The sequence below is a fragment of the Rahnella victoriana genome, assembly GCF_021276285.1.
Taxonomy (GTDB): domain Bacteria; phylum Pseudomonadota; class Gammaproteobacteria; order Enterobacterales; family Enterobacteriaceae; genus Rahnella; species Rahnella victoriana.
In genome coordinates this window covers 3,036,968-3,052,828 of sequence record NZ_CP089919.1, presented here as the reverse complement: position 1 = coordinate 3,052,828, position 15,861 = coordinate 3,036,968, and the positions used below count along the sequence as shown (strand labels likewise).

Below are 15,861 nucleotides of genomic sequence, written 5' to 3'. Positions count from 1 at the left end.
AGTATTCCCATCGAAATGATAACTCCCACCTATTTGCCCCTGATCAACATATGGTTTATTTCTAATGGGTAGAGTTAATTTGGCTTAGGGACACACCCCGCAAACAGGGAAGGCTAAAAAACCCCTCAGAGTCTCTCTTTATACCTACACCCGTTTTCACTGGAAGGAATTTGTTATGACCAAGAAAGGTTTAACCACCGCAGCCGGCGCACCGGTTGTCGATAATAATAATGTGATAACTGCGGGACGCCGTGGACCGCTGCTTTTGCAGGATGTCTGGTTTCTTGAAAAATTAGCGCATTTTGACCGGGAAGTGATCCCTGAACGCCGTATGCACGCCAAAGGTTCCGGCGCTCACGGTACTTTCACCGTCACCCATGATATTACCGCCTACACCCGCGCGAAGATTTTCGCCGAAATCGGCAAGCAAACTGACATGTTTGTTCGTTTCTCTACCGTCGCGGGCGAGCGCGGCGCGGCGGATGCGGAACGTGATATTCGCGGCTTCTCAATGAAGTTTTATACCGAAGAAGGTAACTGGGATTTAGTCGGGAATAATACGCCGGTGTTTTATCTGCGTGATCCGCTGAAATTCCCGGACCTGAACCATGTGGTAAAACGCGACCCGCGCACTAACTTGCGTAATCCGGCCTACAAATGGGATTTCTTCTCCCACCTGCCGGAAGCCCTGCATCAGCTGACCATCGACGTCAGTGACCGCGGTCTGCCAACGTCTTACCGTCATATCCACGGTTTCGGCAGCCATACCTTCAGCTTTATCAATGCAGAAAACGAACGTTTCTGGGTGAAATTCCACTTCCGCTGCCAGCAGGGTATTGAAAACCTGATGGATGACGAAGCAGAAAAACTGATCGGCACCGACCGCGAAAGTTCGCAGCGTGATTTGTACGATGCCATTGAACGCGGCGATTTCCCGCGCTGGAAACTTTTCGTGCAGATCATGCCGGAAGCCGACGCCTCAAAACTGCCGTACAACCCGTTTGACCTGACCAAAGTCTGGCTGCATGCGGATTACCCGCTGATTGAAGTGGGTGAATTCGAACTGAACCGCAATCCGGAAAACTACTTTGCCGAAGTGGAACAGGTCGCCATGAGCCCGGCCAACGTGGTGCCGGGCATCGGCTTCTCTCCGGACCGCATGCTACAGGGGCGTCTGTTCTCCTACGGCGATGCGCACCGCTACCGTCTGGGTGTGAACCATCATCAGATCCCGGTGAACGCGCCGAAATGCCCGTTCCATAACTATCACCGTGACGGCGCAATGCGGGTGGACGGTAACAGCGGCAACGGCGTGACCTACGAGCCAAACAGCGCCGGTCTGTTCCAGGAGCAACCGGATTTCAGCGAACCGCCACTGAGCATTGAAGGTGCCGCCGATCACTGGAATCATCGCGAGGATGAGGATTACTTCACTCAGCCGGGATTGCTGTTCAATTTGCTGTCGGCAGAAGAACATCAGCGTATGTTTGCCCGTATCGCCGGCGAACTGAAACATGCCTCGCAGGAAACACAGACACGCCAGCTGGCGCTGTTTTATAAAGTGGATCCGGCCTACGGTGCCGGTGTCGAGAAAGCACTGAAAGACTGATTTTTTTTCAGAAATGATCAGGGCCGCGATGTGCGGCCCTTTTTGTTTGTTTCAACGGCTTGTTTTACGAAAGCCTCTCTATCCATTTCCGGACGCTGACACGCGAGATTTTAATCCCTCCCTGCGCCAGTTTTCCCGGCAGCGGATGATAGGCTACCGGCAACTGAAAGCGCGGGATCTTATCACTCAGCCAGAGATTGAGTTCCTCGTACAACAATCCGGCCTGTGCCTCGAGCACCGCGACCGGACGCTGACCAAATTGCGGATCATTCACAGGCACGACAAATGCCTGTGAAATCAGCGGATGGCGGACCAGCACTTTCTCGATATCTTCCGGCTGGATCCCTTCCCCGCCGCTGAAAAACAGATTATCCAGACGTCCGGAAACCAGCAACTCATCGTCCGCCCACAAACCACGGTCACGGGTATGTAACCAGCCATCAGCATCAGCGACCGGCGACAGCTGACCGTTTTTCCAGTAACCGCTCGCCAGACTGTCAGCGCGGATCTGGATCTCCTGATCGACAATCCTGACTTCTTTGCCGGTCAGCGCCTTTCCGACACCGGCACTGCCATCAGCCCGTTTTGCTGTTACGGTCGAGGCGGTTTCCGTCAGCCCGTATCCGCACCAGCAACGGATCCCTGCCCGCTCAGCCTGCTCTGTCAGCTCCGGCGGGATTTGCGCCCCGCCAAGTAACACGTCCTGCAACTTTTCAGGCACGGCGCCGCTTTGCAGCAAACGCCAGAGCTGCGTCGGCACCAGCGACGCATGGCTGCATTCTGCCAGCGCCGCCTCCAGCGGTTGCCCTTCCGCCAGCACCAGCGTGGCTCCTGCCGTCAGCCAGCGCCAGAGGATGCCCTGCCCGGACACATGGAACAGCGGCAGCGAGAGCAGCCAGCTGTCGCGACGTGTGAACGGGATCAGATCCAGCACACCTGCGGCGCTGGCAAGGTGCGCGGCCAGGGTATGCGCGGCGGCTTTCGGCAGACCGCTGGAGCCGGACGTCAGGGTCAGCGTGGCGATACGCTGTGGCTGCCATCCGGCACAACTGAGCCAGCAGGCATTTTGCATCGTTAACGCGGGAATATTCAGCGGCAGAGCCGGTTCCGTCAGATCCAGCACAAAAGCGATATCAAGCTGTGAAAGCAGTTCTGCGCACAATGCCTGTGGCAGTTGCGGATTGAGCGGCAACAGGCGTGCGCCGGTTTGCAGCAACGCCAGATAACTGAGTAATGCATCCAGTGTGTTTTTGCTGCGCAACACCACGCCGGTGCCTTCGCCCACGCCCTGCGAAATAAATCCGGCCGCCAGCGAATCCACGCGATGCTGTAAATCACGCCAGCACCAGGTGATATCTCCGGCTTTCAGCGCCACGGCAAAAGGCGACAAATGTGCCCGTTCACGCCACGGCCAGTCGCTGATCATTTGCTCTGCCACACAACCTCCAGTTCAGACACGTCAGTCAGCGGTAATTCCGACCCCGGCCAGCGGCGGATAAGCTGCGCCTGCATAAGATCCAGCGTATCCAGCCCAGGAATGGCATCCGGCGTCAGCCACTGCGCGATACGCGCCAGTTGCGTCAGCCCGAGGCTTGATTCAATGGAGGAGCTGATCACCGCTTCCAGCCCGGCGGCATGCGCCTGCGCGATCAGCTGACGACAACGCATCAGGCTGCCGGTCAGCGTCGGTTTGATGATGATCGCCGCCAGTCCCGGCTCAGCCTGTACGGTAAAACCGGCTTCGCGCACACTTTCATCCCAGGCAATCGCGATGCCGGTCTGACGGGCAAAATCGCGCGACTGTTCGCGGGTCAGACAGGGTTCTTCGATAAAGCTGATGCGCGAACGCAGCTCAGGGGCGACGTGGCGGGCGAAACCTTCGGCTTTGACCGGCGTCCAGCTGCGGTTGGCGTCGAGACGTAAATGCAGTTCCGGCAAGGCTTCCAGCAACATGCTGACATTCAGCCCGTCGCCGACGGATTCGTACAACCCCACTTTCACCTTCGCCACTTTTCGCCCGCGAAAATCGCCCGGCAGCGCGCCGAGGCGGGCATAAAGCTCATTCGGATCGCCATGACACAACGGCGCACAGCGCGTACTCAGCACGTCGGGCAGTTCACCGCGCAGTTCGGCATCCGCACAACTCAGCCCGAACGCCACGGAGGGCAACGCGCTGAAGGCCGAGGCCACGGCAGCCAGCGAGGCGCCCTGCACCCACTGGCTCAAACCGTGCTGCACCGCGTCCTGCGCCTGAGGCACATCTTCCTGACTAAACCCCGGCAGCGGCGCCACTTCGCCCCAGCCGGTTTTTTCGTCCTGCCACAGTGACACTAAAAAACCGTCGCGGGTTTTCAGGCGCTGATTGCGCAGCACCACGCCAGCCTCCATCGGCACGCTGTACCGGTACACCGTGGCGCGGCGCATCAGGGATTACGCTTAAATTTGCTGAAGTCCGGCTGGCGTTTTTCATTAAACGCGTTGCGGCCTTCCTGACCTTCATCGGTCATGTAGAACAACATGGTGGCGTTCCCCGCCAGCTCCTGCAGCCCGGCCTGACCGTCGCAGTCGGCGTTCAGTGCGGCTTTCAGGCAACGCAGCGCCATCGGGCTGTTTTCCAGCATTTCACGGCACCAGCGCACGGTTTCTTTTTCCAGATCCGCCAGCGGCACCACGGTGTTGACCAGCCCCATGTCGAGTGCGGCTTTGGCATCGTACTGACGGCAGAGGAACCAGATTTCGCGCGCTTTTTTCTGACCGACGATGCGCGCCATATAGGATGCGCCCCAGCCGCCGTCGAAGGAGCCGACTTTCGGGCCGGTCTGGCCAAAGATGGCGTTATCCGCCGCAATGGTCAGATCGCACATCATGTGCAGAACGTGGCCGCCGCCGATGGAATAACCGGCCACCATCGCCACCACCGGTTTCGGGCAGGTGCGGATCTGGCGCTGGAAATCCAGCACATTCAGATGATGTACGCCGCTGGCATCCTGATAGCCGCCGTAATCGCCACGCACTTTCTGGTCGCCACCGGCACAGAAGGCTTTTTCGCCTTCACCGGTCAGCACGATCACACCAATCCCTTCGTCGTTACGGGCGTCGTCAAGCGCGCGGATCATTTCCTTAACCGTCAGCGGACGAAACGCATTGCGAACCTGCGGGCGGTTGATGGTGATTTTCGCGATACCGTCCGTGGATTTGTGGTAACGGATATCTTCAAACTCACCCGTGCAATCACGCCATTCGACAGGCGCATACAGTTGTTTTTCATCAGGATAAATCATGTGCAACGTCCTTTAAGACAGGTGAAGAAATACATGCCAGCGCCTGACGGGTAAATTCCGCCGGATTGTCGCGGTGGGCGTTATGCCCGGCATTGGCGATAGTGCGCAGCGCAAAACCTGACTGCTGCGCGAGATGAATAAATTTGGCATCCTGACTGCCGCACAACCAGACCACCGGCAGGGACAACTGCTGCAAATCCCCGCGCAAATCCGGTTGTACCGCCAGCGACGTGGCCGCCAGCATCGCCGCCACGGTGCGGGGATTATTGTCCGCACGCAGGGCGATCAGTTGCTGACGCTGGCTGTCGGTCAGGCTGGAAAACACCGGCTGGCGATACCAGTTATCCAGCGCCTGTTGCCACGGCAATTGCAAAAAACGGGTCGCCCATTGCTGATCATGATGGCGGCGCTGCGCGCGTTCCGCCTGACAGGTCAGCCCCGGATGCGCGCCTTCGACCAGTACGCCCTGCAAACCGCTGCGGTCGCCCTGACAGGCGTGATACAGACTGATGCGCCCGCCCAGCGAATAGCCGATCAGCCAGTAGGTGGTAATGTTTTTTTCGCGCAAGGTGTCGGTTAACAGCTGGCTGACATCCGCAAATCCGGCAGCGGTTAACGACGCTGAGCGGCCATGCCCCGGCAAATCCACAAACAAACAGGGCCAGTCTGTCAGGGCGGAAAGCAGCGGTTGCCAGTCTTCCGCGCTGCCCAGCAGACCGTGCAGAAACACCAGCCACGGGCGGTGTTTCACCCCGGCGTTGAGTGTCTGGCAGGCCAGCGTCATGATGCGTTCATCTCCTGCACCAGCGCGCGCAGGCATTCCGCCCCTTCCGTCTCGCTGACTTTCAGCTCAATCAGTTTCACGCCGCCATGCTGCCAGCACTGACTGACCGCCTGATGCAGCGCGGGCATGGAGGTCGGGCAGGCATAGTCGAGGCCAAACATCGCCGCCGCATGACTGAAACTGACGTTCTGCGGCATGCAGTAAAACCGCTGGCGTTCCGCTTCCGGCGTCGGCAGCAGGGAGAAAATCTGCCCGCCGTTATTGTTGACGATAATAATGACAGTTGGCGCTGAGCACTGACGCATCAGCGCCAGCGCATTGAGATCATAGAGCGCGGAGATATCGCCCAGCAGCACCAGCGTCGGCTTGCAGGTTGCGCGCTGCACACCGGCGGCGGTCGACAGCAGACCATCGATACCGCTCGCGCCACGATTGGCGAACACCGGGTAACCGGCGGGCAGCCGGGCAAAGGCATCCACCAGACGAACAATCAGGCTGTTGCCGAGGAATAACTGACCGTGCTCGGGTAATAACGCCGGAAGCTGCCACGCGGCGGTGGCTTCACCAAATACGCCTTCGAGACGGGTTTCCACCGCATACAGCGCGCGCTGTGCGCAATGGTCAAGGGCTTCCGCCCAGTCAGGCTGCGGTTGTGCCGGATGCGACTGCAACCAGCCGGCAACGTCCACCTGGATACGGCGACCGCGATGCTGCGCCGGATCCTGACGGCCTGGCAGCGGATCAATCAGCCAGTACTCTTCGGGTTCACACGCCGCCTGCCATTGCAGCAGACGCTTACCGGTCAGCCCTCCGCCGAACTGGATCACCAGCTGCGTGCGCGCCAGCACTGTCTGCGCCTGCGGCGACGCCAGCCATAAATCGGCACAAGGCAGCGGATTGCCGGTGGACGCCTGAACATCGCTGATCAGCGGCCAGCCCAGTTGTTCTGCCCAATGTGCGACGAATTCACTCTCCTGTGCTGAAATCCGCCCCGCGATGATCACGCCGCGCTTTTGACGCCATGAAAACCAGTCCGGCTGCGCGGTCGCAGGCAGAATCTGAGAGTAATTCAGCCACGGCTGATGCCCCTGCCACCAGTCGCCCAGCGCCTGCAGCCAGTCCTGATGCTCGCCGTTATCTTCGCCATAAAGCGGTTCGGCGAACGGACAGTTGATATGCACCGCCCCGTGCGTCTGGTGCGCCAGCGTGTTATCCAGCGCCGAGACCAGCCAGCGCGCGCTGATTTCCGGCGTCGGACGGGGTAAATCCAGCGACTGAACCGGGTGGCTGGCAAACATACCCGTCTGGCGGATCGCCTGATTGGCGCCGCAGTCGATCAGTTCCGGCGGGCGGTCAGCCGTCAGCAACACCAGCTTTTCGCCGGTCAGCCCGGCTTCGATCAGCGCCGGATACAGATTTGCCACTGCCGTGCCGGACGTAACGATGATCGCCACGCGCTGTCCGCTGGCTTTTGCCAGCCCGAGCGCCAGATGGCCAAGACCACGTTCATCAAAATGGGTGTGACAAATAAGGTGCGGATGCGCGGCAGCGGCGAGAGTCAGCGGCGTGGAGCGGGAACCGGGCGCGATGCAGACGTGCTGCACCTGATGGCGGGTTAACGCTTCGAGGATAAGCGTCGCCCAGCGGCGGTTAAAGACGGCAACAGACATGTTCAACTCACTCCGGCAAAGGGTTATCCGGCCTGAACGGCAGGCGTGTAGTGCTCTTCCAACAAAGTGCGCAAACCGGCGGCTTTGTTTTCGATTTCCTGCCATTCCTGTGCAGCGTCAGAACCGGCGACAATCCCCGCGCCAGCGTAGAGTTCAAGATGATGTCCTTTCACCGCCGCAGAACGCAGCGCAACGGTGAATTCACTTTGTTCGGCACTGAGATACCCGGCGGAACCGGCATACCATTCGCGATCAAAAGGTTCGAATTCGGCGATAAATTCACGCGCCGCCTGTCGCGGCAATCCGGCAACCGCCGCCGTCGGTTGCAGACGTTGCAGGCAACCGGCGTCATCAGGTTCAGCCAGTTCGCCGTGAATATTGCGGCGTAAATGCTGCACCTTGCGCAGACGTAAAATCTCGGCAGGCGTCACATCCAGCGAGTGCGCCCCGCCCTGCAAACGCTGACAGATATCGTCGACCACCAGTAGATTTTCGCGCTGGTTTTTACCGTCGCCGAGCAGCCACGCCCCCAGTTTCTGCGCTTCGTGATCATCGGGATGATTGGCGACGGTGCCCGCCAGCGCTTCGGTATAGAGTTCACCGTGATCGCGCAGGAACAGACGCTCCGGGCTGGAACCCAGAAAAGCGCGTTGTGGCGTAAACGCCAGCATGAAGTGATAACAGTGATGATTGACATCGCGGCTGGCGGCGAGAAAGGCGCAGGCATTCAGCGGCTGGCTGAGCGTTAAGGTGGTTTTCCGCGCCAGCACCACTTTGTCGAACTGATGCTGTTCGATGCCGGTGAGCGCCCGGTCAATCAGCTGATTCCACTGCGGCTCCGCCGGTAAATGCTGATGCTGCAATACGCGGGAGGCGATCGGCGGCAACGCGCGACTGGCGACCAGAGAACGCAGGAATAAGCGCGTGCGGCGGGCTTCATCACGTAAAGAATGCGGACTGAAAAGCGTACAGCGCAGCCAGTAAGTATTGGCCTGGCGGCAAAGTTCGATACGGGGAAGGAAAAGTGCGTTAGCGGCGAAATTGGAAACTTCCGCGCCATTAAAGGCATTCAGCCCCCAGATATGTAAATCGGGAACCTCAGGATACTGACGGATAAACGCCTGTGCCTGAGCGGTATCACCAAAGGCGTAGGCATCACCGCAGACAGCCGCCTCTTCTTTTCCGTCACGTTGTTGCCAGTAGAATTTCGGGTAGCAGGGTTGCGCAGCCAGCCATTCCAGCAGGCCGGTGTCAGGCTGTTTTTGCAGGGAATAACTGAACTGCCGGATCCCCGCAGTATCAGGCCATTCGCCTGCCAGCGTGGTATCAAGCTGCTCAATGATTGCTGATATTTGTTTCACCGCTACCTCGGGCCATACCGGATGTTTAGTGACGGGTAGAAATACCCTTCTGGATCAAAAAACGGGTTGGATCAATTACGGATGAATTATGCGGCGATACGAAAAATGAAAATATGCGACAGATCAAGCTGAAGTGAGTGCCGTTAGCTAAGAAGGAGTATAGGAGGGGAGAAAGGAGTAAGCAAACTCAGGAATAACAGGAGCAGCAGGTGCCGCCCCTGTTCAGGCAGGTTAGCGGCGCAGAAGCAGACCGACAACCAGACCGACGGCAGCACCGACACCGACGCCATGCCATGGGTTTTCATGCACATAGTCGTCCGTTCTTTCCGCTACCTGACGGGCTTTTTTGCAGTAAGAACGCGCGGCCGGATCAATACGTGATTTGATGTCTTTCAGTGCATTTTCAGCACGCGCTTTAATCTGGATGTATTTCTCATCCGCTTTATCGCCGGAGGATTTCAGCACTTCTTCCAGCGTTTCAGTCAACATGCGTAAATCGTCATCCAACGAATTCTGCTGTGTCTCAAATTGGTCAGCCATGGTTATCTCCTTATGATGTGTTCTGGGAAAAGCTAAGACTGCCTTTAACCCTAGCGCATATCGGGATCAATTGCCTGACTGATCTCGCTAAACTGCCGAAAACTCGGGGTTTTAAGAACCTTCTGACCCTTTGATGTCGCTAAACACGGCGGCTTTTTTAGCGTCGCGTTGCTGCTTTTCACGCTGTTTCGCCAGCCATAATCCGCTGTTTTTCATCGCGTAACCGAAGACCAGTCCGACCAGCAAGGACACCACTACCTGACGCCAGTCGCCCTGCGCGGCAAAGGTGGCACACGCGCCGATAAAGGTGCCCGGTACAAAAGCCAGCCATTGCTGGCGCGCCTGAATACACATCAGGAAGGCCACCACACCCGTCAGCAGATAGCCCAGAATGCTCCACTCGGGGCGCATGGCACTGCCCGCGATGATCACAACCGCCCAGAATACGCCGCTGAGGCAGGTCAGCGTGCTGATCAGCAATCCGCGTAATCCGCCCTGCGGACAGGCGAAATAGGCCGTGCATCCGAGGAAACCGGCCCAGCTAATCAGGCCAAAGCTGATAGCCACCCAGCCCCAGATACCGGAGAGGATGCCGGTGGTGATGGCGATCATCACTAAAACATTCATGGTGTAAACCTGTACGAATCGGAACAAGCGCGCAGTGTACGCATTGGCAGGAATAATGGAATGGGAGAGATCACAAAACCAATGTAATATTTTGCTGAACGTACATATAAACGTGATGTGAATCACATTTATTAAGCAATATGATGAAAAAAGCCGCTCATACGAGCGGCTTCGTCAGATCTGACTGTCTTTATCAGAGCAGGGGTTGTGCCATCTGCACCAGCGAAATCAGCGGTTGCGGGAAGATACCCAGCAGCAGCACCAGAATCGCGGAAATCAGTACCACCACACCACCCGCCGTGAGTGCCCAGTTGTTTGGCGTATCACGAACCAGCGTTTCCGGTGCGCTCAGATACAGGCTCACGGTGACACGCAGATAGTAGTAGAGACCAATCGCAGAACCGACAACCACAGCACCGGTCAGCCACCACAGATGCGCAGTCACACCGGTAGCAATCACGTAGAACTTACCGATAAAGCCAAGCGTCATCGGGATACCGGCCAGTGACAGCATCATCACGGTCATTACCGCAGACAGGATTGGCTTATGCCAGAACAGACCACGGTAGGAGAACAGTGATTCTGCGTCCGGGCCTTTGTACGGGCTGGACATCAGACTGACCACACCGAACGCGCCGAGGCTGCTGAACAGATAACCCGCCAGATACACACCCACGGTTTCCATCGACAGCTGATGGGTTTGCACCGCAATCAGTGCCACCAGCAGATAACCGAGGTGGGCGATAGACGAATAACCAAGCAGACGTTTGATGTTGCTCTGGCTGATCGCCATCAGGTTACCGACCAGAATCGAACAGAAGGCAATGATGCCCAGTACGATGCGGATCGATTCGCTGTCAGCCACCGGCGCATACAGGAACAAACGCATGACCACAGCAAAGATAGCGATTTTGCTGGCGGTTGCCAGGAAAGTCGATACCGGTGCCGGCGCGCCCTGATACACATCTGGCGTCCACAGATGGAACGGAACCAGTGACAGTTTAAAGCCCAGACCGACAATCATCATGCCCAGACCGGCCATCAGCAGCGGCTGGTGCAGGATCACGCCATCGCCCAGATTTTTGCCCAGTGACGCGAAGGACAGATCACCAGACTGTGCGTACAGCAACGCCATACCGAACAGCAGGAAGGAGGAAGCAGCGGCAGACAGCAGCATGTATTTGATACTGGCTTCCAGCGAGCGTTTCTGACGGTAGGCGTAACCAATCAGGCCGAACAAAGGCAGCGAAATCAGTTCGATCCCCAGGAACATGGAAGCCAGATGGTTAGAGCATGCCAGCAGAATGCCGCCCATGGCCGCGATGAGTACCAACAGGTAGAACTCTTCGCGGTTGTCCGGATAACCGGCCAGCCACGGATAGGCAAAGGTGCTGGTAGCCAGACTCGCCAGCAACACCAGCCCGATGTAGAACATCGAGTAGCCGTCAACACGCAGCAGCGGCGTGACATCCTGCGGGCCGACCTGCCCGACGTAGTAAAGGGAAAGTAAGGCAACGTTCAGCCCGATGACTGTCAGTGTGGCATTGAGAAAATGGTCGCGTCGCCACGCAATGGACAGCATCACCACCACCACCGTCAATCCGACGATCATCAGCGGTAATAGTGCGATCAGATTTTGAAGTGTAAATGTCATGGCGAGTTACGGCCTTGTCGTTGAAATAGTGGAAACTGAAGACCCGAACCAGTGCTGAATGTTGCTCATCGCTGCACCCGAAGTATCCAGAATTGGCTGCGGGAACACGCCCAGCGCCACCAGTAATACCACCAGCAACAGGATGATCGACAGTTCACGTGAGGTCATGCCTTGCAGCGGCTGGTCTGATTTTGCTTTGCCGTAATACGCGCGCTGCATCATCACCAGGGAGTACACCGAAGCGAACACCAGGCCGAAGGTCGAGATGACAGTGATCACCGGCACAACCGGGAAGCTGCCAAACAAGATCATGAATTCACCCACGAAGTTACCGGTACCTGGCATCCCTAAGGTCGCCACCGCAAAGAACAGGGACAACGCTGGCAGGTATTTAATCCGTCCCCACAATCCGCCCATCTGGCGCATATCGCGGGTATGCAGACGTTCGTACAACTGACCACAAATGATGAACATACCGGCCGCAGACAGACCGTGCGCAATCATCTGGATCACCGCACCCTGGTACGCCAGCTGGCTGCCGGTGTAGATGGCAATCAGGACGAAGCCCATGTGCGACACCGAGGTGTAAGCAATCAGTCGTTTGATGTCGGTCTGGCAGAAGGCCATCCACGCGCCGTAGAAGATACCAATCACCCCCAGCCACATCGCAATCGGGGCGAACTGGTGTGACGCTTCCGGGAACAGCGGCAGACAGAAGCGCAACATCCCGTAGGCTGCGGTTTTCAGCAAGATACCGGCTAAGTCGACGGAACCTGCGGTCGGTGCCTGACTGTGCGCATCCGGCAACCAGCCGTGCAACGGCACCACCGGCATTTTCACCGCGAAGGCAATGAAGAAGCCCAGCATCAGCAGATATTCAACACCGTGCGACATTGGCGTTTTCAGCAGGTCGGCATAGTTGAATGTCCACACGCCGGTCGCGTTGTAATGCACGAACACCAGACCGAGGATGGCAATCAACATCACCAGGCCACTGGACTGCGTATAGATGAAGAATTTGGTCGCTGCGCTGATACGCGTTTTACCGTCTGACGCTTTGTGACCCCACAAGGCAATCAGGAAGTACATCGGCACCAGCATCATTTCCCAGAAGAAGAAGAACAGGAACATGTCGATGGCGAGGAACACGCCGATAACGCCGCCGAGGATCCACAGTAAGTTCAGGTGGAAGAAACCCTGATACTTCTGGATTTCACGCCACGAACAGAGGATCGCCAGAACACCCAGCAGACCGGTCAGCACCACCATCAGCAGGGACAAACCGTCCAGCGCCAGATGGAAGCTGATGCCAAAACGAGGGATCCACGGTACCGAAAACTCGGATTGCCACTGTGGAATACCCGCAGGCGTCGTTAATGAATATCCTCCCTGCAACCACAATTGCACGGAAAGAGCCAGCGTCAGCCCCATCGCAATTAACGCGATCCAGCGCGGTACTTTGCTCCCAAAGCGTTCAGTCTGCCAGCACAGCAGCCCGCCGATAAAGGGGATAAATATTAGCCAAGGTAATAGCATGGCGTGTCGTTCCCTTCTTTTATGCCCGAAGGCTATTTCACTTGCCGGTCTGTCACGGGAACAGACCGGCATTGATAATTACACCCGTAATGCAGGCTTAAATCACCAGCAGCAGCGCCAGAACCACCACTGCACCCAGCCCCATTGACGCGACGTACCAACGTACTTGCCCGTTTTCGCTGACGGTCAGACCGCGGTTACCCAGACGGGCGAACAGCGCAGGCAGATTCATCATTGCGTTCAGCGGGTCACGTTGCAGGAGTTTCGCGACCAGCAGATACGGTTTCACGAAAATCATGTCGTACAGCCAGTCGAAGCCCCAGGCGTGGAACCACCAGGTCGTGAAGAAACGGCCCGGTGCGCTTTTCGCAATGCTGTTAACCAGCGAGCGTTTGCCCAGATACAGGGCCGCCGCTAGCAGAATGCCGGCAATTGCAATCACGCCTGATGTGATTTCCAGCGTCAGCACGCTGCCGTGCGCCAGCTCAGTGGTTTCCGGCAGAACGCCTTTCAGTGGCGGAACAATCATTGCGCCAATGAAGGTGGACAGAACCAGTAACACCAGCAGCGGCAGGTGGTGAGTGATGCCTTTACCCGCATGCGCTTTGATTTTCTCTTCGCCGTGGAAGACGATGAAGATCATGCGGAAGGTGTACAGCGAGGTCATAAACGCACCGACCAGACCGGCAACCATCAGATTCAGGTGGCCGTTCGCCAGCGCACCCGCGAGGATTTCATCTTTACTGAAGAAGCCCGCAGTGATGATTGGCAAGGCAGACAGCGCCGCGCCACCGACCAGGAAGCAGATGTACACCAGCGGAATGGATTTACGTAACCCACCCATTTTGAAGATGTTCTGCTCGTGGTGGCAGGCCAAAATGACCGAACCGGAAGAAAGGAACAACAGTGCTTTGAAGAACGCGTGCGTCATCAGGTGGAAGATAGCGGCATCCCACGCCTGAACGCCCAGCGCCAGGAACATGTAACCAATCTGGCTCATGGTCGAGTACGCAAGAACACGTTTGATGTCGGTTTGCACCAGCGCAGCAAAGCCCGCCAGCACCAGCGTCACCGCACCGATAATGCCTACCAGATGCAGAATTTCCGGCGCCATCAGGAACAGGCCGTGCGTACGTGCAATCAGGTAAACACCGGCGGTCACCATGGTCGCGGCGTGGATCAGCGCAGAAACCGGTGTCGGACCGGCCATGGCGTCTGCCAGCCAGGTCTGCAACGGAAGCTGGGCCGATTTACCCACTGCCCCACCGAGTAACATCAGCGTCGCCCAGGTGATCGCCGTGTCGCCCACAGCCAGTTTCTGCGGTGCCAGCACCATCAGTTCGCGGAAGTTCAGCGTACCCAGTTCGCGGTACAGGATGAACAGCGCGAAAGCCAGGAACACGTCACCGACACGGGTCACGATGAAGGCTTTCATCGCTGCCGCGCCGTTCGCCGGATTGGTGTAATAGAAACCGATCAGCAGATAGCTGCACAGGCCCACGCCTTCCCAACCGAGGTACATCAGCAACAGGTTGTCTGCCAGTACCAGAATCACCATGCTGGCGATAAACAGGTTGGTGTAAGCAAAGAAGCGTGAGTAGCCTTCTTCACCGCGCATGTACCAGGAAGCAAACATGTGGATAAAGAAACCGACGCCGGTCACCACAGACAGCATGGTCATCGACAAACCGTCGAGGGTCAGCGTCGCGGAGATATTGAAATCGCCGACCTGCATCCAGTTCCATAATGTCTGATTAAAGATTTCAACGCCCGCCGCTTTCTGGCTGAGGAAGTTGATACCGACGTAAATCGTGGTCAGTGCTGCCAGACCAATCGAACCCACACCAATAGTTGCGGACGTATTTTCAGACCAGCGACCGCGTGAAAAGGCCAGTAATACAAAGCCGATCAGCGGGAACAGAATTGTTAAATAGAGTAGGTTCATCCGCGCATCTCACTGACAGTATCAATATTCAGAGTGTGGCGACGGCGATACAGTTGCAGCAGCAACGCCAGACCAATACTGGCCTCCGCCGCAGCCAGGCTGATAGCCAGAATGTACATCACCTGCCCGTCTGCCTGACCCCAGTAGCTTCCCGCCACGATGAACGCCAGTGCTGCCGCGTTGATCATCACCTCGAGACTGATCAGCATAAACAGCAGGTTACGACGAACCAGCAGCCCGGTCAGCCCCAGCACAAAGAGAATGGCGGCCAGAATAAGACCATGTTGTAGAGGGATCATGCTCTCTCCTCCGTTTTTCTTTTTGCCATTTCCGTCGTGGCCGGTGCGTCACCAAAGACTTCACCCGGTTTGTGTTCACGACCGATATGGAACGCCACGACCAGACCGGCCAGAAGCAACATTGACGCCAGTTCAACCGCCAGAACATACGGCCCGAACAGCGCGATACCCACCGCTTTCGCGTCAATCATGTCGCCTTTGATGCCGTGATCGTGCAATCCGAGGATTGACATGATCATCACCACCAGCAGGATGACAGACAGAACCGACGGTCCGATCCAGGTGGCAGGCTTGAGCCATGCGCGCTCCTGCTCCTCGACGTTGCCGAGGTTAAGCATCATCACCACGAAGACGAACAGCACCATGATGGCACCGGCGTAGACGATGATCTCCAGCGCACCGGCGAAATAGGCACCGAGCGAGAAGAAGACCGCAGCAATCGCCAGTAAAGAGACGATCAGGTACAGCAATGCGTGCACCGGGTTGGTATGCGTGATCACACGCAATGTCGCCAACACGGCCACCAGGGCTGCAATATAAAATGCAAATTCCATG

General features: G+C 57.2%; 14 protein-coding genes. 1 reads left to right on the top strand and 13 read right to left on the bottom strand.

What is annotated here, in order from left to right; all coding sequences use genetic code 11:
- Positions 1 to 175 precede the first annotated feature (175 nt).
- Entirely contained in the window at positions 176 to 1,609 is a 1,434-nt protein-coding gene (locus tag J9880_RS14230) for a catalase (protein ID WP_119822567.1), read from the top strand.
- A 64-nt stretch (positions 1,610 to 1,673) separates the two neighbouring features.
- Here the strand turns inward: J9880_RS14230 and menE are convergent, their stop codons facing one another.
- The 13 genes from menE to nuoJ all read right to left on the bottom strand — a co-directional run bounded on the left by menE (position 1,674) and on the right by nuoJ (position 15,860).
- A complete protein-coding gene (menE, locus tag J9880_RS14225; RefSeq protein ID WP_232769503.1) occupies positions 1,674 to 3,047 on the bottom strand; it encodes an o-succinylbenzoate--CoA ligase in 1,374 nt (457 codons plus the stop codon).
- Positions 3,032 to 4,033, bottom strand: a complete 1,002-nt coding sequence (gene menC, locus J9880_RS14220; RefSeq protein WP_195817388.1) for an o-succinylbenzoate synthase — start codon at positions 4,031 to 4,033, stop codon at positions 3,032 to 3,034. Before menC ends, menE begins: the two co-directional genes overlap by 16 nt.
- Entirely contained in the window at positions 4,033 to 4,890 is an 858-nt protein-coding gene (gene menB / locus J9880_RS14215) for a 1,4-dihydroxy-2-naphthoyl-CoA synthase (protein ID WP_095922827.1), read from the bottom strand. The genes menC and menB overlap by 1 nt, the downstream gene beginning before the upstream one ends.
- Positions 4,877 to 5,677 carry a 2-succinyl-6-hydroxy-2,4-cyclohexadiene-1-carboxylate synthase gene (gene menH / locus J9880_RS14210; RefSeq protein WP_408637236.1) on the bottom strand — a complete coding sequence of 267 codons (801 nt, stop codon included), beginning with the start codon at positions 5,675 to 5,677 and terminating at the stop codon, positions 4,877 to 4,879. The genes menB and menH overlap by 14 nt, the downstream gene beginning before the upstream one ends.
- Positions 5,671 to 7,344, bottom strand: coding sequence for a 2-succinyl-5-enolpyruvyl-6-hydroxy-3-cyclohexene-1-carboxylic-acid synthase (gene menD, locus J9880_RS14205; protein WP_232769502.1), 1,674 nt, complete (start codon positions 7,342 to 7,344; stop codon positions 5,671 to 5,673). The genes menH and menD overlap by 7 nt, the downstream gene beginning before the upstream one ends.
- A gap of 23 nt (positions 7,345 to 7,367) precedes the next feature.
- Complete coding sequence (gene menF, locus J9880_RS14200; protein WP_232769501.1) at positions 7,368 to 8,705, bottom strand: isochorismate synthase MenF; 1,338 nt, start codon at positions 8,703 to 8,705, stop codon at positions 7,368 to 7,370.
- Positions 8,706 to 8,936: 231 nt separating this feature from the next.
- Positions 8,937 to 9,245 carry a stress response protein ElaB gene (gene elaB, locus J9880_RS14195; protein ID WP_095922831.1) on the bottom strand — a complete coding sequence of 103 codons (309 nt, stop codon included), beginning with the start codon at positions 9,243 to 9,245 and terminating at the stop codon, positions 8,937 to 8,939.
- 111 nt (positions 9,246 to 9,356) lie between these two features.
- On the bottom strand, positions 9,357 to 9,872 hold the full coding sequence (locus J9880_RS14190) for a DUF1097 domain-containing protein (RefSeq protein ID WP_095922832.1): 516 nt from the start codon (positions 9,870 to 9,872) through the stop codon (positions 9,357 to 9,359).
- 193 nt (positions 9,873 to 10,065) lie between these two features.
- Positions 10,066 to 11,526, bottom strand: a complete 1,461-nt coding sequence (gene nuoN / locus J9880_RS14185; protein WP_095922833.1) for an NADH-quinone oxidoreductase subunit NuoN — start codon at positions 11,524 to 11,526, stop codon at positions 10,066 to 10,068.
- 6 nt (positions 11,527 to 11,532) lie between these two features.
- Entirely contained in the window at positions 11,533 to 13,062 is a 1,530-nt protein-coding gene (nuoM, locus tag J9880_RS14180) for an NADH-quinone oxidoreductase subunit M (protein WP_095922834.1), read from the bottom strand.
- A 97-nt stretch (positions 13,063 to 13,159) separates the two neighbouring features.
- Complete coding sequence (gene nuoL, locus J9880_RS14175; protein ID WP_131692955.1) at positions 13,160 to 15,007, bottom strand: NADH-quinone oxidoreductase subunit L; 1,848 nt, start codon at positions 15,005 to 15,007, stop codon at positions 13,160 to 13,162.
- Positions 15,004 to 15,306, bottom strand: coding sequence for an NADH-quinone oxidoreductase subunit NuoK (gene nuoK / locus J9880_RS14170; RefSeq protein WP_004936014.1), 303 nt, complete (start codon positions 15,304 to 15,306; stop codon positions 15,004 to 15,006). The genes nuoL and nuoK overlap by 4 nt, the downstream gene beginning before the upstream one ends.
- Positions 15,303 to 15,860, bottom strand: coding sequence for an NADH-quinone oxidoreductase subunit J (gene nuoJ, locus J9880_RS14165; protein ID WP_119822572.1), 558 nt, complete (start codon positions 15,858 to 15,860; stop codon positions 15,303 to 15,305). Before nuoJ ends, nuoK begins: the two co-directional genes overlap by 4 nt.
- Between the last annotated feature and the right edge of the window lies 1 nt (position 15,861).